This is a genomic window from Stenotrophomonas sp. SBJS02, assembly GCF_020428325.2.
GTDB lineage: Bacteria > Pseudomonadota > Gammaproteobacteria > Xanthomonadales > Xanthomonadaceae > Stenotrophomonas > Stenotrophomonas africana.
In genome coordinates this window covers 3523731-3545746 of sequence record NZ_CP109812.1, presented here as the reverse complement: position 1 = coordinate 3545746, position 22016 = coordinate 3523731, and the positions used below count along the sequence as shown (strand labels likewise).

19 protein-coding genes are annotated in these 22016 nt (G+C 67.7%); 8 read left to right on the top strand and 11 right to left on the bottom strand.

The window, feature by feature from the left end:
• Positions 1 to 73 precede the first annotated feature (73 nt).
• The 4 genes from FQS62_RS16480 to FQS62_RS16465 all read left to right on the top strand — a co-directional run bounded on the left by FQS62_RS16480 (position 74) and on the right by FQS62_RS16465 (position 2968).
• On the top strand, positions 74 to 820 hold the full coding sequence (locus FQS62_RS16480; protein WP_005410591.1) for an S-methyl-5'-thioinosine phosphorylase: 747 nt from the start codon (positions 74 to 76) through the stop codon (positions 818 to 820).
• A gap of 88 nt (positions 821 to 908) precedes the next feature.
• Positions 909 to 1115 carry a cold-shock protein gene (locus FQS62_RS16475; protein ID WP_005410590.1) on the top strand — a complete coding sequence of 69 codons (207 nt, stop codon included), beginning with the start codon at positions 909 to 911 and terminating at the stop codon, positions 1113 to 1115.
• 134 nt (positions 1116 to 1249) lie between these two features.
• Positions 1250 to 2518 carry an FAD-dependent oxidoreductase gene (locus tag FQS62_RS16470; RefSeq protein WP_208043721.1) on the top strand — a complete coding sequence of 423 codons (1269 nt, stop codon included), beginning with the start codon at positions 1250 to 1252 and terminating at the stop codon, positions 2516 to 2518.
• A 180-nt stretch (positions 2519 to 2698) separates the two neighbouring features.
• On the top strand, positions 2699 to 2968 hold the full coding sequence (locus FQS62_RS16465) for a hypothetical protein (RefSeq protein ID WP_154349465.1): 270 nt from the start codon (positions 2699 to 2701) through the stop codon (positions 2966 to 2968).
• Between the two features lies 1 nt (position 2969).
• On the opposite strand, the gene pdeM is transcribed toward FQS62_RS16465, so the two are convergent.
• The 4 genes from pdeM to FQS62_RS16445 are packed head-to-tail and all read right to left on the bottom strand — an operon-like array spanning position 2970 to position 8659.
• Positions 2970 to 3611 (bottom strand): ligase-associated DNA damage response endonuclease PdeM, encoded by a 642-nt coding sequence (pdeM, locus tag FQS62_RS16460; protein WP_208043722.1) that lies wholly within the window; start codon positions 3609 to 3611, stop codon positions 2970 to 2972.
• Positions 3601 to 6060, bottom strand: coding sequence for a ligase-associated DNA damage response DEXH box helicase (locus tag FQS62_RS16455; protein ID WP_208043723.1), 2460 nt, complete (start codon positions 6058 to 6060; stop codon positions 3601 to 3603). Before FQS62_RS16455 ends, pdeM begins: the two co-directional genes overlap by 11 nt.
• A complete protein-coding gene (locus FQS62_RS16450; protein ID WP_208043724.1) occupies positions 6057 to 7664 on the bottom strand; it encodes an ATP-dependent DNA ligase in 1608 nt (535 codons plus the stop codon). The genes FQS62_RS16455 and FQS62_RS16450 overlap by 4 nt, the downstream gene beginning before the upstream one ends.
• Positions 7661 to 8659 (bottom strand): ligase-associated DNA damage response exonuclease, encoded by a 999-nt coding sequence (locus FQS62_RS16445; protein WP_049445161.1) that lies wholly within the window; start codon positions 8657 to 8659, stop codon positions 7661 to 7663. The genes FQS62_RS16450 and FQS62_RS16445 overlap by 4 nt, the downstream gene beginning before the upstream one ends.
• A 113-nt stretch (positions 8660 to 8772) precedes the next feature.
• On the opposite strand from FQS62_RS16445, the gene FQS62_RS16440 reads away from it, so the two are divergent.
• A complete protein-coding gene (locus FQS62_RS16440; RefSeq protein ID WP_049445159.1) occupies positions 8773 to 10410 on the top strand; it encodes an acyl-CoA dehydrogenase family protein in 1638 nt (545 codons plus the stop codon).
• Positions 10411 to 10688: 278 nt separating this feature from the next.
• Here FQS62_RS16440 and FQS62_RS16435 read toward each other — a convergent pair whose 3' ends face one another.
• The 3 genes from FQS62_RS16435 to FQS62_RS16425 all read right to left on the bottom strand — a co-directional run bounded on the left by FQS62_RS16435 (position 10689) and on the right by FQS62_RS16425 (position 12898).
• Entirely contained in the window at positions 10689 to 11099 is a 411-nt protein-coding gene (locus tag FQS62_RS16435; RefSeq protein ID WP_010482846.1) for a hypothetical protein, read from the bottom strand.
• Positions 11100 to 11256: 157 nt separating this feature from the next.
• Complete coding sequence (locus FQS62_RS16430; protein WP_004153024.1) at positions 11257 to 11598, bottom strand: hypothetical protein; 342 nt, start codon at positions 11596 to 11598, stop codon at positions 11257 to 11259.
• Between the two features lie 124 nt (positions 11599 to 11722).
• Positions 11723 to 12898 (bottom strand): thiolase family protein, encoded by a 1176-nt coding sequence (locus FQS62_RS16425; protein ID WP_057499278.1) that lies wholly within the window; start codon positions 12896 to 12898, stop codon positions 11723 to 11725.
• 183 nt (positions 12899 to 13081) lie between these two features.
• Between FQS62_RS16425 and FQS62_RS16420 the strand changes: the two genes are divergently transcribed.
• On the top strand, positions 13082 to 15928 hold the full coding sequence (locus FQS62_RS16420) for an autotransporter serine protease (RefSeq protein ID WP_100442822.1): 2847 nt from the start codon (positions 13082 to 13084) through the stop codon (positions 15926 to 15928).
• A 47-nt stretch (positions 15929 to 15975) separates the two neighbouring features.
• On the opposite strand, the gene FQS62_RS16415 is transcribed toward FQS62_RS16420, so the two are convergent.
• Positions 15976 to 17073, bottom strand: coding sequence for a Glu/Leu/Phe/Val dehydrogenase dimerization domain-containing protein (locus FQS62_RS16415; protein WP_049448108.1), 1098 nt, complete (start codon positions 17071 to 17073; stop codon positions 15976 to 15978).
• A gap of 279 nt (positions 17074 to 17352) precedes the next feature.
• Between FQS62_RS16415 and FQS62_RS16410 the strand changes: the two genes are divergently transcribed.
• Positions 17353 to 18429, top strand: coding sequence for an HDOD domain-containing protein (locus tag FQS62_RS16410; RefSeq protein WP_088480909.1), 1077 nt, complete (start codon positions 17353 to 17355; stop codon positions 18427 to 18429).
• A gap of 3 nt (positions 18430 to 18432) precedes the next feature.
• Here FQS62_RS16410 and FQS62_RS16405 read toward each other — a convergent pair whose 3' ends face one another.
• From FQS62_RS16405 to FQS62_RS16395, 3 genes are all read right to left on the bottom strand, one after another.
• On the bottom strand, positions 18433 to 20025 hold the full coding sequence (locus tag FQS62_RS16405; RefSeq protein WP_049451534.1) for a phospholipase D family protein: 1593 nt from the start codon (positions 20023 to 20025) through the stop codon (positions 18433 to 18435).
• A gap of 91 nt (positions 20026 to 20116) precedes the next feature.
• Positions 20117 to 20815 carry an RNA pseudouridine synthase gene (locus FQS62_RS16400; RefSeq protein WP_057499283.1) on the bottom strand — a complete coding sequence of 233 codons (699 nt, stop codon included), beginning with the start codon at positions 20813 to 20815 and terminating at the stop codon, positions 20117 to 20119.
• Between the two features lie 47 nt (positions 20816 to 20862).
• Entirely contained in the window at positions 20863 to 21363 is a 501-nt protein-coding gene (locus tag FQS62_RS16395; protein ID WP_043035443.1) for a M48 metallopeptidase family protein, read from the bottom strand.
• Positions 21364 to 21425: 62 nt separating this feature from the next.
• Here FQS62_RS16395 and FQS62_RS16390 point away from each other — a divergent pair, with 62 nt between their 5' ends.
• Entirely contained in the window at positions 21426 to 21983 is a 558-nt protein-coding gene (locus tag FQS62_RS16390; protein WP_049443888.1) for a DUF2058 domain-containing protein, read from the top strand.
• The last annotated feature ends 33 nt before the right edge of the window (positions 21984 to 22016 follow it).

The window sequence follows — 22016 nt, the reverse complement described above, 5'->3', positions numbered from 1 at the left end:
CGCCTGCGGCGCGTCTTCTTCTGCCGCCGGCATCCTCGGGTGCCGGCGTTCGTCTTTTCATGGAGTGCTTCGAATGCAACAGATCGCCCTGGCCGTGATCGGCGGTACCGGTGTCTACAACCTGGCCAAGCTTGACGACGTGCAGACCCACGAGGTCGACACCCGCTTCGGCCGCCCGTCCGGCCCGGTGCGCGTCGGTACGCTGCTCGGCCATCGCGTGGCATTCCTGGCGCGGCACGGCGAGGGGCATTCGCTGCCGCCGCACAAGATCAACTACCGCGCCAACCTTGCCGCGCTGCAGCAGCTGGGCGCGCAGCGCGTGCTGGCGTTGAACACGGTCGGTGGCATCACCGAGAACTTCGGTCCGCGCGTTCTGGCTTGCCCGGACCAGATCATCGATTACACCTGGGGCCGAATCAGCACGATCTGTGAAGAAGAAGGCACCGACGTGGTCCACGTCGATTTCGGCCATCCGTACACGCCGATGCTGCGCAGCAAGATCCTGGCCGCGGCCAAAGTGACCGGCGTCACGGTCCATGACGGTGGCTGCTACGGCGCAACGCAGGGGCCGCGCCTGGAAACCATCGCTGAAATCGCCCGGATGCGCCGCGACGGCTGCGACCTGGTGGGCATGACCGGCATGCCGGAAGCCGCGCTGGCACGCGAGCTGGGGCTGGATTATGCCTGCCTGGCGATCATCGCCAACTGGGCTGCCGGGTGTGGTGATGGCGAGGAGATTACGATGGCCGAAGTGCTGGCCAACGTGCAGGCGGCAAGCAACGGACTTCCGGAACTGGTGGGCGAATTGGCGCGGGGGTGATTGTCTTCCCCGTGCAAGCTTTGCATACTCAGCTTGTGCGCGGGTTCAGCGTACACCACCCATTCATTGCATAAGGTCTCGCATCACCATGCCGAACGGTACCGTCAAGTGGTTCAACGACGCCAAGGGATTTGGCTTCATCTCGCCGGAGGATGGCAGCGCCGACGTGTTCGCGCACTTCTCCGCCATCAACTCCAAGGGCTTCCGCAGCCTGCAGGAAGGCCAGCGTGTCACCTATGACGTGACCCAGGGCCCCAAGGGTGCCCAGGCTTCGAACATCACGCCGGCCGAGTGATCCACTCGACAGTGCGTTGAAAACCCCGCTTCGGCGGGGTTTTTTTTTGGGGGGGGCAGCAGATCCACGCCAGGCGTGGATGCCGTGTGCGGACTCCCTTCTCCATCGCAACCCTGCTCGGGCACAATGCGGCCATGACGGAACGACTGCGTATTGCCGTGATCGGCTACGGCACCGCTGGACAGGCAGTGTCCATCCTGCTCACCCGTGACGGCCACGAGGTGGAGATTTTCGAACGCGTGCCCACGCCGGGACCGGTTGGCGCCGGCTTCCTGCTGCAACCCAGCGGCCTGCAGGTGCTGTGGCAGATGGGCCTGCTTGATGCAGTGCGCGCGCATGCCGCGCCGGTGCACCGCCTGTATGGCGATACGCCGTGCGAACGCGCAGTGATGGACATGCGCTACGACGGCCTGGATACGCGCCTGCACGGCCTTGGCATGCAGGGCGGGGCCTTGTTCTCGCTGCTGGACGAAGCGCGTGCGGGGGCGGGCCAGCTGCATGCCGGCGTCACCATTGCCGCAGTGGATGCCGAGCAGGGCCGCCTGCGCGACAGCGAAGGGCGCATGCACGGCCCGTTCGATCTGGTGGTGGTCGCCGATGGCGCTGCATCAACGCTGCGCGGCACCATCGCAGGCGGTGCCGGGCTGGACCGTGTGTATCCGTGGGGGGCGTTGTGGTGCCTGCTGCCGGCCGAGGACTGGCCACACGTGCGGGAGCTGCGCCAACGCTATGTGGCTGCGCGCAAGATGATCGGCCTGCTGCCCGTCGGTACGCGGCCCGGTGATGACACGCCACGCCTGAGCTTCTTCTGGAGCCTGCCACGTGCCGACTTCGAGCGTTGGCAGAGCGATGGCATGCCCGCCTGGTTGGAGGAACTGCACACGCTGTGGCCGCAGGCCGCTCCGCGCTTCGCCCATCTGCGCGCCCCCGGCCAGATGGCGCGCGCGATCTATCGCGATGCAGTGATGACGCGTTGGCATCAGGGTCGCATGGTACTGGCCGGAGATGCCGCGCACGCGATGAGCCCGCAGCTGGGGCAGGGGGTGAACATGGCGCTGCTCGATGCACTGGCGCTGCGCGATGCCGTGCGCAGCCATGGCGGCGGTGCGGTGGCACTGCAGGCCTACCAGGTGCAGCGACGCGCGCATGTGGCGGTGTACCAGCGCTGGAGTCGTTGGCTGACGCCGCTGTTCCAGTCTGACCGCGATGCCTGGGCAAAGGCGCGTGATGTACTGCTCGGGCCGATGGGGCGCCTGCCTGGTGGTCGTGGCCACATGCTGCGCGTTCTCAGTGGCACGCAGCATGGCTGGTTCGGCTCGCTGGCACTGGATCCGGCCTTCATCGACGCGTTGGCAACGGCCGCCGAACCGCCCCGCATCATCGGCGCAACTGCCAGCGCGTGAGGCCTGCCGTCACGTGAATTAACGGTTGCCTCACCGCAGATGTGCGAGAAGAGGGGAGCACGCGACAGCCGCGTCGCCCGTTTTCCTTTCCGTGATCGATATCGCGCGTGGCCCGGGTGGCGCCGCCGTTGCGGCCTGCTGCGGCCCGGACGCGCCGCTGATGTTGAAGAGGAGGATGCCATGTTGTTCGCGGTCGAGGAGCTGGAATCGGAAATCTGCAAGCTGCGCGGACTGCTGCAGATGCTGCACGAGGACCAGCCCGACGTACTGGAGGACGTATTCGAATTCCATGTCGGCAGCCTGATCAGCCATGCATCGCCCGAGCATCACGCACGCATCCGGGTCTGTGCGCAGGAAATGCTGGTGGCCATCCAGGCCCTGCCGCGGCGGCGTGACGATGACGCGCCTGATTTCCGGCTGATGCCGGCGCTGAGCGTCCGCCCAGCCTGATTCACCGCACGGGCAGTTCCACCAGGCCATCCTCCACACAGGCGATCATCCGCTCGCTGTGGGCAGGTACGGGCGTGATTCCAGCGGTGAACGCGGAGAATGCGGGCAGGATCGTCATGCGCTCGCGCAGCCAGAACGCAGGGAAGCGCCGCCGCAACGGCGGCAAGGCGATCTGCGGATGCAGATGACCGGCGATCACGTGCAACGCTGCATCGGGAATCGGCTCATGGCGAAGCAGGAACGCCTGCAGCCGTACCTCATCGTGGATATGGACCTGCAGCTGCGCATGCGGGAGCTGCCGGTCGTGATTGCCGCGCAGTACATGCACGTCCAGCGCGGCATTGCGCTCGCGCCATGTCAACCATTGCTGGTACCACGCGGCGCGATGTGCGGGCCCATGCAGGATGTCGCCAAGGATCCAGAGTTCGCGGCAGGTGTGCGCGTCAAGCACTGACTGCAGGCGCTGCAGGTCTGTGTGGGTGCCGCCAGCGGGCAGCGCGATGCCGGCGCGGCGGAACACGTCGGCCTTGCCCAGGTGCAGGTCGGCGATCAGCAGTGCCTGCCGTGCGGGCCAGTACATGGCGCGCGCGCCGACCAGCATGAACGGCTCGCCGGCCAGCAGCAGCGGCAGTTCATCGGCCATGGCGGCGTTCCAGCTGTTGTGCGGCGCGCTGCACGCGGCTGCGCCAGTCTTCGTTGCTGAATTGCCCGCGCAGCCGCTCTGCCCACAGTGGGAAGCCCAGTGGTGTGAGTGATGAAGGGCGCTGTACCGACAGCAAGCGCATGCCGATTCGTTCCAGTACCTGCTGCAGTCCGGGAAAGTCCAGGCTGTCGTACAGTACTTCGCGCTCGGCCAGGGCCAGCAGCAGATGGTCGGGATCATGCTCGCGCAGTACGTCGTACAGCAGGCCCGCCGAGGCCTGCAGCTGGCGCAGCGAACGCGGCATGCCACCGGGCAGGCTCGGAACCAGCAGCCCGGCGACGCGAGCGATGCCTCGGAACTGGCGTCGCGCCAGCTCGCCCAGGTTCACCGCCGCACGCAGATCGTCGAGCAGTTGATCAGCAGTGAACAGCGCCCGCCACTGCTGCGCCTCCAGATCGACCGTCTGCGCCGGGGCCAGCACCAGGCCGTGGTCGTTCACTGCATAGCCGATGCTGTTGCGCTGCCGGCGCGTGAGCCGCAGCGCCAGCAGCGCGGCCAGTGCCTCGTGAACGTGGCGGCCGGCAAACGGATAGACGAACAGGAACTGGCCGTCGCGCCGCCGCACGTCTTCAACCAGCAGATGGTCCGGCCCGGGGCGTGCGGACACCTGTTCCTGCAGAGCCAACAGCGGAGCCAGCCAGCGTGATTCCGCGCTGTCGTCGGCACCGGACAGGACCCACTCCAGTTCGCGGCCGAGCGGCATCGACAGCGGCAACTGACCTCCCTGCCATCGCGGCACGACACCCTCACCGCGCCCTCGTGCCAGCCGCACGAAGGCGGTCATCTCGCGCAGCTGCACCAGTTCCAGCAGGCGCCCGGCGAACTGGAAGCGATCACCACGGCGCAGCCGGCTGGCGAACTGCTCCTCCACGGCGCCCAGGCCACCACCGCGCAGGAACTGCACGCGCACGCTGCCATCGCTGCTGATGGTGCCGATCGACAACCGGTGGCGCAGTGCCTGGCGGCGATCATGCATGCGGTAGCAGCCGTCGTCATCGCGTACGACCTTGTGGAAATCGGGGTACTGGGCCAGCGCCTGGCCGCCCTGCACGATGAAGGTCAGTACCGCCTGCCATTGACCTTCGCCGAGCGATGCGAAGGCGTGGGTGCGCCGTACCTGCGCCAGTAGCGCATCGCTGTCGAAGCCACCGGCCAGGGCGCGGCTGACCGCATGCTGGGCCAGCACATCCAGCGACAGCGTGAGTGGCCTGCGTGCTTCGACCACGCGTTCGGCCAAGGCACGGCGCACCGCGGCGTACTCGGCCAGTTCCAGCGCATGGCTGGGCACGCACAGGATGGCGCCGCTGGCACCCGGGCGGTGGCGTGCACGTCCGGCGCGTTGGCGCAGGCGCGCCACGCCTTTCGGGCTGCCCAGCTGCAGTACCTGTTCAACCTCGGGGAAGTCCACGCCAAGGTCGAGGCTGGACGTAGCCACCACGCAGCGCAGCGCGCCCGCTCGCAGTCCGTCTTCCACCTGCTGGCGCAGTGCCGGATCCAGCGAGCCGTGGTGCAGCGCAAGCGTGTCCTGGTCCTCGGGCCAGACCGCGGCCAGTGCCTGATGCCACAGTTCTGCCTGCGCACGGGTGTTGGTGAACAACAGGCTGCTGCGTGCCCGCATCAATGCGTCCAGCACCCGCGGCAGCTGCGCCAGGCCCAGATGCCCGGCCCAGCGGAAACGTTCGCCGGGGTCAGGCAGCAGGCTGCGCACGCTGATCGCGCGCGGGCGCACGCCCTGCACGATCGGCGCGTCGGGCTGTCCGGGCAGCAGCACGTCGCGCGCCTCTTCCAGATTGCCCAGCGTTGCCGACAGCCCCCACAGCTGCAATGCAGGCGTGGCATCGCGTAGCACGGCCAGATTCAACTGCAGCAGGACACCGCGCTTGTTGCCCAGCAGCTCATGCCATTCGTCCACCACCACGCAGCGCAGCTGGCGCATGCGCGGCAGCGTATCCGGATAGCTCAACAGCAGTGCCAGCGACTCCGGCGTGGTCACCAGCACGTCGATGCGCCCTTCGCGCGCCTGTCGTCGTTCGCGGCTGCTGGCGTCACCGCTGCGCAGGCCGACCCGCCATCCCAGCCCCAATCCATCGACCACGGCCTGCAGTGCGCGTGCGGTGTCGCTTGCCAATGCGCGCAAAGGCGTCACCCATAGCACCTGCAGCGGGCGCACCGCACTGGCGCGGCGGGGCGAAGGCGCTGGGTCGATCATGGCCTGCAGCAGCGGGCCGCCAAACATCGCCAGCGTCTTGCCGCTGCCGGTGGGCGTGTGCAGCAACCCGGATTCACCGGCAAGGTAATGCCGCCACATTGCGCGCTGGAACGGCAGGGAACGCCAGCCACGACCGGCAAACCAGTCTTCCAGCCGGCGCAGCGCCTGGCTGCGGGTCATCGCGCCAGCGCCTGCAGGCTGGCCAGTTGATCGGCTTCACTGGCCGGTTTGTCGTGGCGCCAACGCAGGATGCGCGGAAAGCGCACGGCGATGCCGGACTTGTGCCGGCTGCTGCGGTTGACCGCTTCGAAGCCCAGCTCGAAGACCTGCTCGGCGCGTACGCTGCGTACCGGACCAAAGCGCTCACGGGTATTGGCGCGGATCCAGCGATCGAGTGCCAGGATCTCCTTGTCGTCCAGGCCCGAGTAGGCCTTGGCCACCGGCACCAGTGTGTCACCGTCCCAGACGCCGAAGGTGTAGTCGGTGTACAGCGTGCTGCGTCGCCCGTGGCCGGCCTGCGCGTACAGCAGCACCGCATCGATGGTGAGTGGATCGACCTTCCATTTCCACCAGTCGCCGCGTCGCCGCCCGGCCTGGTAAGGAGACGTACGTCGCTTCAGCATCAACCCTTCCACGCCGCGCTCGCGCGCCACCTCGCGCATCGCTGCAGCCTGCGGCCAGTCGCCGGCGGCAACATCGGGCGACAGCTGGACCCGCGCATCATCCAGGGCACCGATCACCGCGGTGAGCCGCATGCGCCGTTCCTGCAACGGGAGCTCGCGCAGGTCCGCGCCATCGAGTTCCAGCAGGTCATAGGCGAGCACGCGCACCGGCGTGTTGCGCAGGGTGGCTGCACCGGGTTTGCGGCGCTGGATGCGGGTCTGCAGCGCGGTGAAGGCACGCGGCAGGCCGGTGGCCTCGTCCCAGGCCAGCAGCTCGCCGTCCAGCACGCAGCCATCGGGAAGCGCCATCGCCGCTTGTTCGATTTCGGGGAAGCGGCCATCCAGCCGCTCTTCGCCGCGTGACCACAATGCGACTTCGCCACGCCGGCGCAGCAGCTGCAGGCGGATGCCATCCCATTTCCATTCCAGCAGCCAATCATCGATCGGGCCGAGCCGTTCGGCAGGTTCACCTTCCAGTGGCGATGCGAGGAAGAACGGGTAGGGTTGCTGGCAGTCCAACGGAAGCTCATCGGGCGACAGCAGCTGGCCCAGCAGCCCGGGCGAGGGTACCCACTCGCCGAGCATGCGCTGGGCGATGCGTGCGATGTCCAGGCCCGACCACTCGGCCAGCGCCTGCTGCACCAGCCGCTGCGAAACGCCTACGCGCAGGGCACCGGTCAGCAGCTTGTTGAACACCAGGCGTTCGCCGCTGCACAGTTGCTGCCAGCCTGCGACGACCGCCGCACGGCGCACTTCTTCAGGTTGATTGGCCACCGCCAGCAGATGCTGTTCGATCCATTCGGCCAGCGGGCGGTCGACGGCTGGCTGCGATGGATCATCCAGCAGCAGGGTCAGCGTTTCGGCCAGGTCACCTACCTGCGCATAGCTGTCTTCCACCAACCATGGGGGCAAGCCGGATTCCTCGGCAATCCAGGCGCGCAGTTCACCGCTGGCAGCGATCTTGCGGCGTGCACCGCCCACCTTGCCACCGCTGAGCAGGTACAGCGCCCATGCCGCGTCGTGTGCACCTGCCTGGCGGAAGTAATCGACCAGCGCTGCACGCTTGTCCAGCGTCGCGGTGCTGCGATCCAGGCGCTGGTAAAGCGCGGCGAAGGCCTTCATTCCTCGCTCCCGAAATCGGTACGGAAGGCTTCGGCCGCCACTCCGCGCTCGCGCAGGAACGGAATCAACGCATCGGTATTGCCATGGGTAGCGATCACCCGCTGCGCACCCGTCTGTTCGATGGTCTGCAACAGCGCTGGCCAATCGGCGTGATCGGAAATGACGAAACCGCGATCGACATTGCGGCGGCGCCGATTGCCGCGCAACTGCATCCAGCCGGATGCGAAGCCCAGCTGGTGGCGGCCGAAGCGGCGCATCCAGGGCGTGCCCGCAGCCGAGGGCGGGGCGAGGATCAGCTGGCCGGCGGCATCAGGCTGGCGGCCCTGCTCGGCCACGGTGAGTGTCTCCAGCATCGGCACGCCGGCTTGCCGGTAGACGGCGACGCCATTGGCGATGGCACCGTGCAGCCAGGCCGGGCGGTCGTCCAGCGGCAGCAGCTCGGCAAGCACGCGTTGTGCCTTGCCGAGCGCGTAGCACAGCAGGATCGCAGCCTCGCCGCGTTGTTCGCATTCGCGGCGCCACGCCACGATCTCGGCCGCCACTGCCGGCGTGTCCGGCCAGCGGTAGATGGGCAGGGCGAAGGTGGCTTCGGTGATGAAGGTATCGCAGGGCACCACTTCGAACGGCGCGCAGGTCGGGTCGGGCTGGCGCTTGTAGTCGCCCGAGGCTACCCAGACCTGCCGGCCGTCGTCGATGCGCACCTGCGAAGAGCCGAGGACGTGGCCGGCAGGGTGCAGCGATACCTGCACCTTCCCCAGGCGGAACGGCACGCCCTCGACGTGCGCCTGCACCGGCACATCACCCAGGCGCCAGCGCAGGATTGGAAGGCTGCCGTCGCTGCAGTGGTATTCGCCCATGCCCGGGCGCGCATGATCGCCGTGACCATGGGTGATGACCGCGCGCGCTACCGGTCGCCACGGGTCGATATGAAAATCGCCAGCGGCGCAGTACAGCCCCTCCGGGCGCAGCACCACCAGATCATCGTTGTCTGCCATGCGGTCACTGTGGCCTGCGTCTCGTGCAGAGGGTGAGAACCGGCCTGAACACGGGCTTGGCAGGCGATGCGGCACAATCGGGCCGCAGACTTCTTGGCGCCAGGATGGACCGGATGAGTGGACCCAGCTTCAGCAGCAATGCGCCGTATGAAACCCATGTGGTGCTGAACCAGCCGCCGCCGTTTGCAGGGCGACAACTGTGGACCGACGACGTGGCGTTGATGGACGCCGTGCAGCGCGAAGGGGCCGGCAGCTTCGCGCCGCGCCTGGCGGTCTATGGCGCACTGGCGGGGGATGAGCTGTACCGGATCGGCTTCGACGCCAACCGTGATCGCCCGCGCCTGCGCACGCATGATGCGCAGGGCCATCGCATCGATACGGTGGAGTTCCATCCGGCCTATCACCAGCTGATGGGTACGGCCAAGTCGCACGGTGTCGCTGGATTGTCCTGGCACGAGCCACAGCCCGGCGCACACGTGGCACGTGCGGCGTTGAGCTACCTGCATCACCAGGCCGAAGCTGGCACCAGTTGCCCCTTGACCATGACCCATGCGGCCGTGGCGGTGCTGCAGTCCCAGCCCCATCTGGCCGAGTGGGCGCGCAAGGCCGCCGCGCCGGTCTATGACCCGCGCGATGTGCCGGTGACGGACAAGGCCGGCATCACCCTGGGCATGGGCATGACCGAGAAGCAGGGTGGTTCCGACGTGCGTGCCAACAGCACGCGTGCTGAACCGATCGATGGCGAACGCTATCGCCTGGTGGGCCACAAGTGGTTCTTCTCCGCTCCGATGTGCGACGGCTTCCTCGTGTTGGCACAGGCACCGGGCGGATTGACCTGCCTGTTGATGCCGCGCCGGCTGGCCGATGGCGACCGCAACGCGTTCCGTTTGATGCGGCTGAAGGACAAGCTCGGCGATTGGGCCAACGCCTCCAGCGAGGTCGAGTTCTGTGGCGCACAGGCATGGCGCGTGGGCGAAGAGGGGCGCGGCGTGGCCACCATCATCGGTATGGTGATGATGACCCGCCTGGACTGCATGCTGGGTGCAGCCGCGGAGATGCGCATGGCGCTGGCGCAGGCGCTGCACCACGCACGCCATCGACGCACCTTCGGCAAGCTGCTGGTCGAGCATCCGCTGATGACCAACGTGCTGGCTGATCTGGCGCTGGAGTCGGAAGCGGCCACGGTGTTGGCGATGCGCATCGCACGCGCGGTGGATCGCGCCGGTGTGGATGCCAACGAAGCGGCGATGGCGCGGCTGGGCACGGCATTGGGCAAGTACTGGCTGTGCAAGCGCGCGCCGGCCTTCGTCAATGAAGCACAGGAGTGCCTGGGCGGTGCGGGTTACGTGGAGGAGTCGATGCTGCCGCGCCTCTACCGGCAGGCACCGTTGAATTCGATCTGGGAGGGCAGCGGCAACATCCAGTGCCTGGATGTGCTGCGTGCGCTGGCGCGTGAACCGGAGGCGATGGCGGCGTTGCGCGATGAGCTGACGTCGGTGGCAGACCGTGACGCGCGCTACGCATCGGCATTGCAGCGCTGGGCATCGGCGCCGCCACCGGAAGAATCGCAGGCGCGGCTGTTCTGCGAGCGTACTGCGCTGCTGCTGCAGGCCGCGTTGCTGTTGCGTGCGCGCAGCCCGGTGGCGGAGGCGTTCGTGCGCAGCCGGCTGGAGGGGGAGCATGGGCTGGCGTTCGGGACGCTGCCGGCGGGGTTGGAGCTGACGGCGATGCTGGCGCGCGCGCTGCCGTAGGGGCGGCCAACGGCGGAGCCCCTCGTGGTGGGCGCTGATATCGGCGGTGGCCGCGCGAGTGGGTTGCGCAGGGGACGCCGTGAACCCGTCCTTGGGGGCTTGGCCGCGGCATCCATGCCGCGGACACCCCTGCGCAGCCCACCCGCGCGGCCTTGGACGATTTCCGTGCCGTCCACCACGGAATCAACAGAAAAAGCAGAGAGCGAAAAGCAGAAAAGCCGCGGCAGTGCCGCGGCTTTTCCTGTAGCGCCGAGTCGATGCTCGGCTGCCGGTAGGGCTTAGTGCTTGGCTTCTTCCTTGGCGGCATTGGCCTTGGCGTCATTGGCGACATCGCGGGCCTTGTCGGCGACCTTCTGTGCCGCGTTGGCGGTCGCGTCGCTGGCGTGTGCGGCAGCGTCGGTTGCGGCGTCCTTGGCCTTGTCGGCGGCGTTGGCGGTGGCGTCTGCAGCCTTGTCCAGCGCCTGCTGGGTATCGGCGGCAGCCTGCTCGGAAGCGGCAGCGGTCTTGTCGGCAGCGTTGCGGGTGGCTTCAGCGGCCTTGTCCACGGCGTCACGGGCGGCAGCGCCCGCGCTGTCGGCGGCCTGCTGTGCGTCCTGCTTGGCCTGTTCGGCTTCGGGGCCCTTGCAGGCCGCCAGGGCCAGCAGCAGGGAGGCGGCCAGCAGGGTGGTGGTGATCGGACGAATCTTCATGGCGGTCTCCGGTACTGCAATGGATGGGGACGCCAGCCTATTCATGCCATTGTGAAGAGGGAGTCGCGATGCAGCGGCTCAGTCGCGCGCATTCGACAAAAGAAAAAGCCGCTGGCGAACCAGCGGCTTTTCCAGAACAGCGTGAAGAAAGAAGTTATTACTTCTTGGCTTCTTCAGCAGCGTCCTTGGCCTTCTCAGCGGTGCCTTCAGCAGCCTTGGCAGCGTCAGCAGCGGCGCCGGCAGCGGCGTCGGTGGCAGCAGCGCCAGCCTGGGCAGCAGCGTCAACCGAAGCGTCAGCAGCGGTGGCGGCGGTGTCAGCGGCCTGCTGGGCAGCGTCGGCGGTCTGGGCGCCAGCAGCGGCGGCCTGGTCGGCAGCAGCCTGGGCTTCGGTGGCGGCTTCGTTGGCCGAAGCAGCGGCGTCCTGGGCAGCTTCCTGCTTCGAGCAGGCGGCCAGGGCCAGAGCCAGGGACATCGCGACCAGCAGCTTGTTGATGCTCATTGTGTAAATCCTCGTCGTTAGAATTAGGCAACGCGCATGCTGCGCGCCGACAACATGATGACAAGCCAAGATTGGGTGTCAAGCGATCCCGCATTCATTTTTGCGAAATCATCGTTAAATCCATTTAAATCAATTCGATGGCGATAGCCGTTGCTTCGCCACCGCCGATGCACAGGGTGGCAATGCCGCGCTTGCCACCGCGCGTGCGCAGGGCGTTGACCAGCGTCACCACCAGGCGCGCACCGGAGGCACCGATCGGATGGCCCAGTGCGCAGGCGCCGCCATTCACGTTGAGCTTGTCATGCGGGATGCCCAGTTCGCGCATCGGCGCCATCGCCACCACGGCGAAGGCTTCGTTGATTTCGAACAGGTCGACCTGGTCCAGCGACCAGCCGGTCTTCTCCAGCAGCGTGTGCAGCGCACCGATCGGCGCGGTGGTGAACCACTCCGGCTCCTGCGAATGGGTGGCGTGGCCGACGATGCGGGCCAGCGGGGTGATGCCGCGCGCGGCCGCGTCTTCCTCGGTCAGCAGGACCACTGCAGCGGCGCCGTCGGAGATGCTGGAGGAACTGGCGGCGGTGACGCTGCCATCCTTCTTGAAGGCCGGGCGCAGGGTCGGGATCTTGGCAATGTCGGATCGGCCGGGCTGTTCATCGGTAGCGACCTCGACCTCACCCTTGCGGGTGGCGACCTTGACCGCGACGATCTCGTCGGCGAATGCGCCGTTGGCCTGCGCGGCCTGCGCGCGCTTGACCGATTCGATCGCGTAGGCGTCCTGCTCTTCGCGGCTGAACTGGTACTTGTCCACGGCGCATTCGGCGAATTCGCCCATGGCCTTGCCATCGTAGGCGTTGACCAGGCCGTCGTGGGCCATGTGGTCGACCGCCTGGAAGTTGCCGAAGCGGTTGCCGGTACGCGAGTTCGGCAGCATGTGCGGGGCGTTGGACATCGATTCCATGCCGCCGGCAACCACGATGCGGGCCGAACCGGCCTTGATCAGATCATGGCCAAGCATGATGGTCTTCATGCCCGAGCCGCACACCTTGTTCAGCGTGGTGGCACCGGTCGACAGCGGGATGCCGGCGGCGATCGCCGCCTGGCGGGCCGGCGCCTGGCCGAGGTTGGCCGGCAGCACGCAGCCCATCAGGACTTCAGAAACGTCGCTGGCCGGGACACCCGACTGCTCCAGGGCGGCGGCGATGGCGGCCGCGCCAAGGGTGGGGGTCGGCACGCCATTGAACTGGCCGAGGAAGGAGCCGATGGCGGTGCGCTTGGCGGCGGCGATGACGATGTTGGACATGGCAATCTCGTTGATGCGTAAGCAATGTTCGGAAAGGAGACCGGGGGCCGTTGGATGTGCCCGGGTTTCCCGGCAGACTGCGTGGGGGTCGGCCCAAGTATAGAGGGTCGGGGAGGGCCGCCGCTGAGCGCGGCCGCACGCCTGCCGGGATGAAGGCAGGACAACGTACATGGGAAGGAATCGATGGAACGCACGATGATGGTGAGGTCTGCCCTGGGAACCGCGCTGGCCGTGGCGCTGACCGCCTGCGGCGGCGGAGGCGGGGGCGGCAGCAATGTGCGTGTCGATCCGCCGCCGACCACGCCTGTGCCACCGACCACGCCGCCTCCCACCACGCCGCCGCCGGCCAAGCCGCAGGAGCCGGCCTTCGATGCGCATCTGTCAGTCACCAACGCGCGTGCCGCACAGGCTGCCGGCCTGACCGGGCAGGGCGTACGCATCGGCATCGTCGATTCGGGCGTGCAGCGCAATGCGGTGGCCTTGAACGGGCGGGTGGTCGCCAACCTCAATTACATCGACCCGGCCAAAAACAACCTGGGTGTCGACGACGTGGTCGGGCATGGCACGGCCGTCGCCAGCCTTGCCGCCGGTGCGGCAGTAGGGTCCTGGCCGGGCGGCATCGCACCGGGCGCGCAGATCGTGTCGGCACGGATCATTTCCGACAAGCCGCCGACCGATGACGGCAGTGGTCGCGGCAATGCCTTCAGCGGCCCGCTGGGCGTGGCCCAGGTCCACCAGGACCTGATCAACTACAACGTGAAGGTGATGAACAACTCGTGGGGCGGCCTGTACTGGACCGACCTGCCGACCACCGCGCAGGTGGCTGCCGAATACCGGCCGTTCGTGATCAATCACGGTGGCCTGGTGGTGTTCGCCGCCGGCAATGATGGGCGCAGCGAGCCGAGCAGCCTGGCTGCGTTGCCCAGCCAGAAGGGCGTGGCCGGTTCACTGCCTGCAGCCGATCTGGAGCGTGGCTGGCTGGTGGCCACGGCGGTGGATCCGTATACGCCCGGCGCACTGGCCGGCTATGCCAATGCCTGCGGGCAGGCGGCCCGCTACTGCCTGGCGGCGCCGGGCAGCGCGGTCTACCCGGATGCCAATGGTGGCAGCTACTACTGGAACTACGGCACGTCTTTCGCTGCGCCTCTGGTTTCCGGTGCGGCGGCCCTGGTCTGGCAGCGCTTCCCGTACTTCGGCAACGATCTGGTCCGGCAGACCCTGCTGGGTACCGCCAAGGACATCGGCGCCCCGGGCGTGGATCCGGTGTTCGGCTATGGCCTGCTCGACATCGGTCGTGCGATCAACGGTCCGGGGCGCTTCGACTGGGGTGATGTGGTCGCCAACGTGGACGTGGCCTCGACCGGCTCGGCGTGGCGCAACGATATCGTCGGCAGCGGCGGCCTGGTCAAGCAGGGCGGGGGCACCCTGGTGCTGGCCGGCAACAACAGCTACACCGGTGCCACCCGCATCGAACGCGGCATCCTGTCGCTGCAGAACGGTGGCGTGATCCGTTCCAACGTGACCATCCTCGGCCAGCCCGATCCGGATTCGACCGGCCTGCAGTTCAACGGTGGCACGCCCCGCGTGATCGGCAATGTGGTCAACGGCAGCAGCGTATTCCTCACCAGTGGCAACACCACAGGCACGATCGAGGGCAACTACGTCCAGCAGGCCGGTGGCCAGCTGATGATCGCGCTCGGCGCCAATGCGCTGCAGGTCACCGGAAATGCTGCGATCGACGGCGGTGTGCGCGTGCACGGCTTCGTTTCCGGCTACGTGCCACAGAACGGCAGCCGACAGGACCTGATCCATGCGGCAGGCGGACTCAGTGGCACTTTCAGTACGCCGGCTACCTCCAGTGGCCTGCAGGGCCTGTCGCTGCTGCAGAGCAGCTACGGCTACGACAGCAACAACGCCTGGTTGAACCTGACCCAGGTCAGCGTCACCGCCGCGGCCAGCGGCCTGGGGGCGTCCGCGCAGGCCGCTGCGCAGCGTCTGGAGGGTGCATTCGCAGCGCTCGACAAAAACGCAGGCTTGCAGGGATCGGCCTTTGGTGCAGCGGCCGGCGCCCTGCAATGGACCGGCGGTGGCAATGACGGTCTGGCCGCCAGCCTGCAGAGCCTGTCCGGTCAAGCGCATGCGCGTGCTGAAGCGGCCACCTTCGACAGCATCGACATGTCACGACGTGCGATTGCCGAGCGCTTCGACCGCGTGCAGGCCGCGCCGCGCCTGCGCGGTACCTGGCAGAGCGCGCTGGGTGAAGCGGGGCAGGGCAGCTTTGCCGGCAACGCCGCCGACAGTCACGGGTGGATGGCGGGCCAGGACCTGCCGCTGGGCAGCAACGGCCTGATGGGTGTGGCCTTTGGCGAGACCCGCAGCAACGGTGGCAGCAGCTTCGGTGGTGACCGCGGACGTGATCGCCAGGCGCAGGCGCAGCTGTATGCCGGCTGGAACCTGGGGCGTGGCTACGCACTGGCCCAGGTCGGAAGTGGCCAGTTCACCCGCGCGTTGGACCGCCAGCTGCTGCTGGGCGCCGGCGCGTACGGCGTGTCTGCGCGCTACGGCGGCCGCTTCAGCAGTGCCAGCGTCGAAGGCGGCTATCGCTTCGGTCGCGCCGGGGCGTCGTTGACGCCGTATCTGGGCGCCAGCACCACGCGTGTGGATACCGATGCCTTCAATGAGCTGGGCGGTTTCGGCTTCGGCCTGCGGGGTGAAGCCAATCGCGTGCAGCGCAGCCAGATGCTGGCCGGCATCCGCGGCGAGCGTGGCTGGGGGCGTTGGACGCTGCGTGGGCATGCCGAATGGCAGCAACGACTTGATGGTGCGGATGCGGACTGGCAGGCCAGCTTCGTCGGCGTCGATGCCTGGGCGCCGCTGGCGGGCTGGAACGCGCCGCACGGCAGTGCGCTGATCGGCGTGGCGCTGGAATCGTGGTGGGGCCGCACTGGTCGCCTGAGCCTGGGCTTCGACCAGCGCGTGGGCGGCGAGGGCGCGCGCCAGGCGGCGTTGCGCTACAGCACCGGGTTCTGAGTGATCGGTCGCGCCGGGGCGATGGTCCCGGCGCGACATCGGCAGGCTCAACCGCCGCGCAGGTTACCCAGGCGCGGGGTGCTGCGGCCCAGCGGCATCTTCAGCTTGCCGATCGACAGGATGCGGCTTTCGGCGATGCGGTCGGCGGCACGCTGCGGTGCGATGTTCTCGCGCTGCGACAGTTCGAAGATGCGGGTGAGGTTGTGGTAGATGCTGCGGATCAGGCGCATCGCGCGTTCGCGGTTGTAGCCATCGATCTCCAGCGACACGTTCATCACGCCACCGGCGTTGACCGCATAGTCCGGCGCATACAGGATGCCGCGCGCATGCAGTTCGTCGCCGATCTCCAGGCTCGACAGCTGGTTGTTGGCGGTGCCACAGATGATCTTCGCCTTGATCCGCGGCAGGGTGTCGGCGTTGATCGCACCTTCCAGCGCGCACGGCGCGAACACGTCGGCGTTTACCTCGTGGATCTCGTCCGGCTTGACCGCTTCGGCGCCGAAATCGCTGACCGCGCGATCAACCAGCGCGCTGTCCAGGTCGGTGACGTAGAGCTTGGCGCCGCGGTCGCGCAGCAGCTTCACCAGTTCCATGCCGATGTGGCCCAGGCCCTGCACGGCGATGCTGGTCTTGCCCACTTCCTCATGGCCGAACTTGAAGCGCATCGATGCCATCAGTGCCTGCAGCGCACCGTAGGCGGTGAACGGGGCGGGATCGCCGGAGCCGCCATGGACCTGGTGCACGCCGGTCACGAACTGGCTCTCCAGGTAGATGTTCTCCATGTCGTTGACGTCGGTGCCCACGTCTTCGGCGGTGATGTAGCGCCCACCCAGCGAGTCGACATAACGGCCGAAGGCGCGGAACAGCACCTCGGTCTTGTCCACCTTCGGGTCGCCGATGATCACCGCCTTGCCGCCGCCCACGTTGAGGCCGGCCAGCGCATTCTTGTAGGTCATCGTCCGGCTCAGCCGCAGCACGTCGGCCAGCGCCTCGTCGGTGCTGGCATAGGGGCGCATGCGCACGCCGCCCAGGGCCGGGCCCAGGGTGGTGTTGTGGATGGCGATGATCGCCTGCAGGCCGGCATCGTGGTTGTGGCAGAACACCACCTGTTCGTGGCCGGTGGTGGCGAGGGTTTCGAATAGCATGGCGTCTCCGATGGCGCGAACAGCGGCGAACTGCAGCGAACGGCCAGTGAACGGTAGGGTCCCAAAAACAAAAAAAAGCGACGTCGTCGGTGCAGGGTGACGGTCGCGCGGCGCCATTCTAGTCCATTCCCCCGGCCGCTGCCGTCGACATCGGCGGCCTTCCGGTTAAAGAAGATGAAAGTGCGGCCGATGCTGCGACGACGGCGGGTGGCCGGATTCGTGTGAAGAGGCAGGGCAGTCAGTGACGGCACGGGCACCACAACGACAGGGCGGGCGGCGATGACGGCGGCCTGGTGGCGATCGCTGCGCGGCTGGCTGGCGCGCTCGACCGGGGCCGCGCCGTCCCGCTTGGCGGCTGTATCGCGACAGGCAGTGGCGGCAGCGGCTGCGAGCCTGCAGGGTGAAGCTCTGCCGTCTGCGGAGATCGCTGCACATCTGCAGCGCGGCCTGCACGCGTTGGCGCTGTACCCAAGACTGGCCGGTGAGCCGACGCCGGTACAGGATCCGGCGTTGGGGGACGCGGTGGCACGTGCGCTGCAGGACCGCGACTGGGCCACCCGGCAGCTGCCGCGCCGCCCGCAACTGCTGCCGCAGCTGATCCAGACCGTCAACGACGATGCCGCCTCAGCGCGGGTGATGGCCGCGATCATCGGCCAGGACCCGGTGCTGACCGGCAACCTGCTGCGCATCGCCAACAGCCCGGCGTACAAGGTGCACGAGCGCCCGGTGGAAAGCCTGCAGCGTGCGGTGACCCTCGTCGGCACCGAGGGGGTGCGCCAGATCATCAGCGCGGTGCTGGTGCAGCCGGTGATGCAGGTGCAATGCGAGGTGTTTCCGCAGTTCAGCACGATCATCTGGGAGCACGCACTGCTGGCCTCGCGCGCGGCTGCAGACCACGCACGCACGGTCACCTTCGGTGATGCCTTCGCCGCGCAGTGGCTGGGCCTGGTGCAGGGCCTGGGGTCTGCGCTGGTGATGCGCCAGCTGCTGCAGGAAGCCCAGGCACGCGGTGAAACCGTGGAGCCGGCGCTGGCACTGCAGCTGCTTCAGCAGTGGTCGTTGCCGCTGGCGCAACGGGTGGCGGCTGCCTGGGAGCTGCCCGAGCCGGTGCACCAGGCGCTGTTGCCGGAGGCCGAGGGCCCGCTGGCCGACAGCCTGCGCCTGGCCAGCGCGGCCGCAGCGGCCAGCCTGTTGTGCCGGCATGGGCATGCCAGCCAGAGCCGCATGCTGGCCCTGCTGGAGCAGTTGCCTGCGGCACCGCCGCATGCATTGCGCTGGATCTGGCGGCGCCTTCATGGGCGCAGCGTGGAAACGCTGGATGAGGCCGGACAGGACGAGGCCAATCCAGCGACCTGAGCGCTACAGTTGCGATTCCACCGGCAGCCAGCTGATCACTCGCGACATCCAGCGCTTGCGTGCCGTTGCCCCCGGCTCGGCCTCCACCCAGTGCGGTGGTGGCTCGCGCTCCAGCCAGCGCAACCGACGACGATCGTCCAGCGCCAGCCACCAGCTGTGCCTGGGATCAGCCAAGCGCAGGTACTCGTCCCGCAGCTGTGCGCCCAGCACCGGATCGTCGAACAGCACGCCCATCTCGGTGTTCAGATAGGCCGAGCGCGGGTCGAGGTTGAACGAACCAACAAAACCGCGGCAGTCGTCGACCAGGAACGCCTTGGTATGCAGACTCGCGCCGCTGCTGCCGAACACGCCGGCATCGCCGGACTGCCCTTGTGCCTTCAGTTCGTAAAGGTGGACGCCGGCTTCGAGCAACGGCACGCGGTAGCCCATGTAGCCACCGTGTACGGCGGCGACGTCATTGGCGGCCAGTGAGTTGGTGACCACGCCGACCTGCACGCCCCGCCCGGCCATGGCCGAAAAGCCATCCAGGCCCTCGTTGCCGGGAACGAAGTAGGGCGAGATCAACAGGGCCTTGTGCCTGGCGGCCTGCAGCTCGCTGATGAGGGTCGACACCAGCCAGGCAGCGCGATCGTCATTGCGGTGCTTCATCGGCGGGTCTGACACGATGCGAACTGCACCGCTCCAGTGCAGCGGCTCGGGGCTCGGTCGCTGCCGCTTGCGCGATTCGGCCACGCGCGCAAGGTAGGGCCGGGCCACGTCCCGCTGCGCCTCATGATCCGATTCGCGGACCAGCAGGCGCAGCTGCGCATCGGTATGGAAGGCAAGCGCCGATACCGGAATGGCAGCTTTGCTGTTCCAGTAGTCGTCGAAGATACGGTTGGCCTGCTCCACGGCGGGGCCGGCGACCAGCAGATCCAGGTCCTGGAAATTCACATCGTTGCGTGCGCTGAAGTACTCCTCGCCGATGTTGCGGCCACCGACGATCGCGACCCGGCCGTCGGCAATCCAGCTCTTGTTGTGCATGCGATGGTTCACGCTGAAGAAGCGTTGCACCATCTCCACCATGCGCAGGATGCCAGTGCGGTTGCGGAAGGGGTTGTACAAGCGGATCTCGATGTTCGGATGCGCATCGAGCGCCATCATCAGCGCGTCCTTGTCCTTGGCATTCATGTCATCGAGCAGGATGCGCACGCGCACGCCGCGCTCAGCGGCGTCATACAGCGCCTTGGCCATCAGGTGGCCGATCAGGTCGTCGTGCCAGATGTAGTACTGCAGGTCCAGGCTGCGGCCTGCGTGCGTGGTGATCATCGCGCGTGCGGCGAAGGCATCCATGCCATCACTGAGGAACGCCACGCCGGACTGCCCGGGGTGGGCGTCCTGCAGCGGCACGATTTCCTGGTCGATACGGGTCTGCGCCGGCTGCAGTGGCAGTACCTGCGAGGGCGCGCCCTGCGCCTGTGGCGTGAGATGGTCGGCCAGCAGCAGCCCGGACAGGACCAGCAGCAACAGCGCGGCGAGGAGGATTGCAGCGATGCGCAGCAGGCGTCGCCACAGGGGCTTGGGCAGGCTCATGCCCCGATGGTAGATCCACGCCATGCGCGGATGAAAGCCAGCCGACCCATTGCAGTAGATCCACACATGCGTGGATGGCTGCTCCAGGCAATATCACACCCTGCGTGGATGGGCCTCAGAACCGCTCGTCGCTGCCCAGGTAGCGCCACTGGCCCGGCGGCAGCGGCCCCAGCGCCACGCGGCCAATGCGCAGACGGCGCACCGCTGTCACCTGCAGCCCGGCGGTTGTCACCGCTGCACGCAGGCCCTTGGCGGTGAGCCCCTTGCCGGCGAACCGCAGCCGCTGTTCGCTCTGCCAGCTGACCTTGCCGCCGCCGGCCTCCTGCTGCAAGCGCGCCATCAACCAAGGCCCGCGCTCTGGGCCGCCCTCGGCCACTTCGATCAGGTATTCCTGCTCAGTGCGGCCCAGATTGCGCTGCAGATGCGCCAACGTGGCCGGATCCTGGCTGACCACGACCAGCCCGCTATCGGCCGCAGGCAGCGATGCGGCCAGCTGCAGGCCGTGGAAATGCCGCTGCAGCGGGCGGATGTCGCTGGCATCGAGTTCGCTGCGGCTGTCACTGCTGACCAGCGCACACAGGGTCTCGGCGGCAACGCCGGCCGGCTTGTGCAGCAGCATGCTGACCCGCTCGGCCTTTTCATCGCTGGCCTGCTCGGCCACGACAATCTCGGCGCTGTCATCGACCGGGCGCTGCGGCTGTTCCACCACCTCGCCATTGACCGTGACCCAGCCGCCTTCGATGTAACGTCGCGCTTCGCCGCGCGGGATGCCGAGCAGGGCGGACAGGCGTTTGTCGAGACGGATCGGTTCCATGGCGGAAAGGTCAGGCAGGGGGCGCGCAGTGTAGCCGCTGCGGCCGGTCAGCGCTGGCCGCGGTTGGCCAGCTCGGTCAGGTACAGGCGGGTATCGAACTCCAGCTGCAGGTAATCCGGTTCCATGTGCTGGCACAGCTGGTAGAAGGCCTTGTTGTGGTCGGCTTCCTTCAGGTGGGCCAGCTCATGCACCACGATCATGCGCAGGAAGGCCGCCGGTGCCTGGCGGAACACGGTGGCGATGCGGATCTCGCGGCTGGCCTTGAGGCGGCCACCGTGCACGCGGGAAATGGCGGTATGGGTGCCCAGGGCGTGCTTGATCACTTCCAGCGTGTTGTCATAGCAGACCTTGTTGAGCGGCACCGACTTGCGCAGGTAGCGGTCCTTCAGCTCCTGCGTGTAGTCGTACAGCTGACGGTCGCTGCGCACCTCGTGCGGGTCGGGGTAGCGCTGCTGCAGCCAGGGGCCGAGCTTGCCCTGCGCCAGCAGTTCGCTGACCTGGGCGACCAGGGGTTCGGGATAGCCGGTGAGGTACTTCAGGACTGCCATGCAGGGGCGGCGGGGCGTCGGTAGAATGGGGCATCCAAGATTACACGCGGTACGCACCGACCATGGCAAAGCCCAACGCGTTGCAGGAACAATTGCTCAAGGCCGGCCTGGCCAAGAAGTCGCAGGCCAGCGCTGCCGCGAGCGCGCAGGCCAAGGCCCGGCAGGGCAAGGCCGAATCGACCTCGGCCGACGTGCAGCGCGAGGCTGAACGGGCCCGCGCCGAAAAGGTCGAGCGCGACCGCGCGCTGGCCGCCGAGCGCAACGCCCAGGCCAAGCTGGCTGAACAGAAGGCGCAGGCGAAGCAGATCATCACGGCCCATGCCGTGCCCCACAAGGGCGATGACGAGTACCGCTTCAGTGATGGCGCGGCGATCCGCACCCTGCTGATCGACCCCAAGCTGCGCAAGGCGCTGTCGGTGGGTGTGCTGGTCATCGTCGCCCATGGCGAGGGCTACGCCCTGCTGCCGCGAGTCGCCGCCGAGAAGGTGCGTGAACGCGCGCCGGAAGCGATCATCGTCGACCACGGCCAGCCGGGCTCGACCGCCGAGATCTCCACCGGCAACGCCGAGGACGACGCCTACTACGCGCAGTTCCAGGTGCCGGACGACCTGGTCTGGTAAGCAAAAAGGGGACGGAGGGGATTAAGTCGCGAT

What these genes read in the sequence shown, in the direction of transcription:
- FQS62_RS16480 (WP_005410591.1), top strand. Translation starts at nt 74, where the DNA reads ATGCAACAGATCGCCCTGGCCGTGATCGGCGGTACCGGTGTCTACAAC.
- FQS62_RS16475 (WP_005410590.1), top strand. Translation starts at nt 909, where the DNA reads ATGCCGAACGGTACCGTCAAGTGGTTCAACGACGCCAAGGGATTTGGC.
- FQS62_RS16470 (WP_208043721.1), top strand. Translation starts at nt 1,250, where the DNA reads ATGACGGAACGACTGCGTATTGCCGTGATCGGCTACGGCACCGCTGGA.
- FQS62_RS16465 (WP_154349465.1), top strand. Translation starts at nt 2,699, where the DNA reads ATGTTGTTCGCGGTCGAGGAGCTGGAATCGGAAATCTGCAAGCTGCGC.
- pdeM (WP_208043722.1), bottom strand. Translation starts at nt 3,611, where the DNA reads ATGGCCGATGAACTGCCGCTGCTGCTGGCCGGCGAGCCGTTCATGCTG.
- FQS62_RS16455 (WP_208043723.1), bottom strand. Translation starts at nt 6,060, where the DNA reads ATGACCCGCAGCCAGGCGCTGCGCCGGCTGGAAGACTGGTTTGCCGGT.
- FQS62_RS16450 (WP_208043724.1), bottom strand. Translation starts at nt 7,664, where the DNA reads ATGAAGGCCTTCGCCGCGCTTTACCAGCGCCTGGATCGCAGCACCGCG.
- FQS62_RS16445 (WP_049445161.1), bottom strand. Translation starts at nt 8,659, where the DNA reads ATGGCAGACAACGATGATCTGGTGGTGCTGCGCCCGGAGGGGCTGTAC.
- FQS62_RS16440 (WP_049445159.1), top strand. Translation starts at nt 8,773, where the DNA reads ATGAGTGGACCCAGCTTCAGCAGCAATGCGCCGTATGAAACCCATGTG.
- FQS62_RS16435 (WP_010482846.1), bottom strand. Translation starts at nt 11,099, where the DNA reads ATGAAGATTCGTCCGATCACCACCACCCTGCTGGCCGCCTCCCTGCTG.
- FQS62_RS16430 (WP_004153024.1), bottom strand. Translation starts at nt 11,598, where the DNA reads ATGAGCATCAACAAGCTGCTGGTCGCGATGTCCCTGGCTCTGGCCCTG.
- FQS62_RS16425 (WP_057499278.1), bottom strand. Translation starts at nt 12,898, where the DNA reads ATGTCCAACATCGTCATCGCCGCCGCCAAGCGCACCGCCATCGGCTCC.
- FQS62_RS16420 (WP_100442822.1), top strand. Translation starts at nt 13,082, where the DNA reads ATGGAACGCACGATGATGGTGAGGTCTGCCCTGGGAACCGCGCTGGCC.
- FQS62_RS16415 (WP_049448108.1), bottom strand. Translation starts at nt 17,073, where the DNA reads ATGCTATTCGAAACCCTCGCCACCACCGGCCACGAACAGGTGGTGTTC.
- FQS62_RS16410 (WP_088480909.1), top strand. Translation starts at nt 17,353, where the DNA reads ATGACGGCGGCCTGGTGGCGATCGCTGCGCGGCTGGCTGGCGCGCTCG.
- FQS62_RS16405 (WP_049451534.1), bottom strand. Translation starts at nt 20,025, where the DNA reads ATGGCGTGGATCTACCATCGGGGCATGAGCCTGCCCAAGCCCCTGTGG.
- FQS62_RS16400 (WP_057499283.1), bottom strand. Translation starts at nt 20,815, where the DNA reads ATGGAACCGATCCGTCTCGACAAACGCCTGTCCGCCCTGCTCGGCATC.
- FQS62_RS16395 (WP_043035443.1), bottom strand. Translation starts at nt 21,363, where the DNA reads ATGGCAGTCCTGAAGTACCTCACCGGCTATCCCGAACCCCTGGTCGCC.
- FQS62_RS16390 (WP_049443888.1), top strand. Translation starts at nt 21,426, where the DNA reads ATGGCAAAGCCCAACGCGTTGCAGGAACAATTGCTCAAGGCCGGCCTG.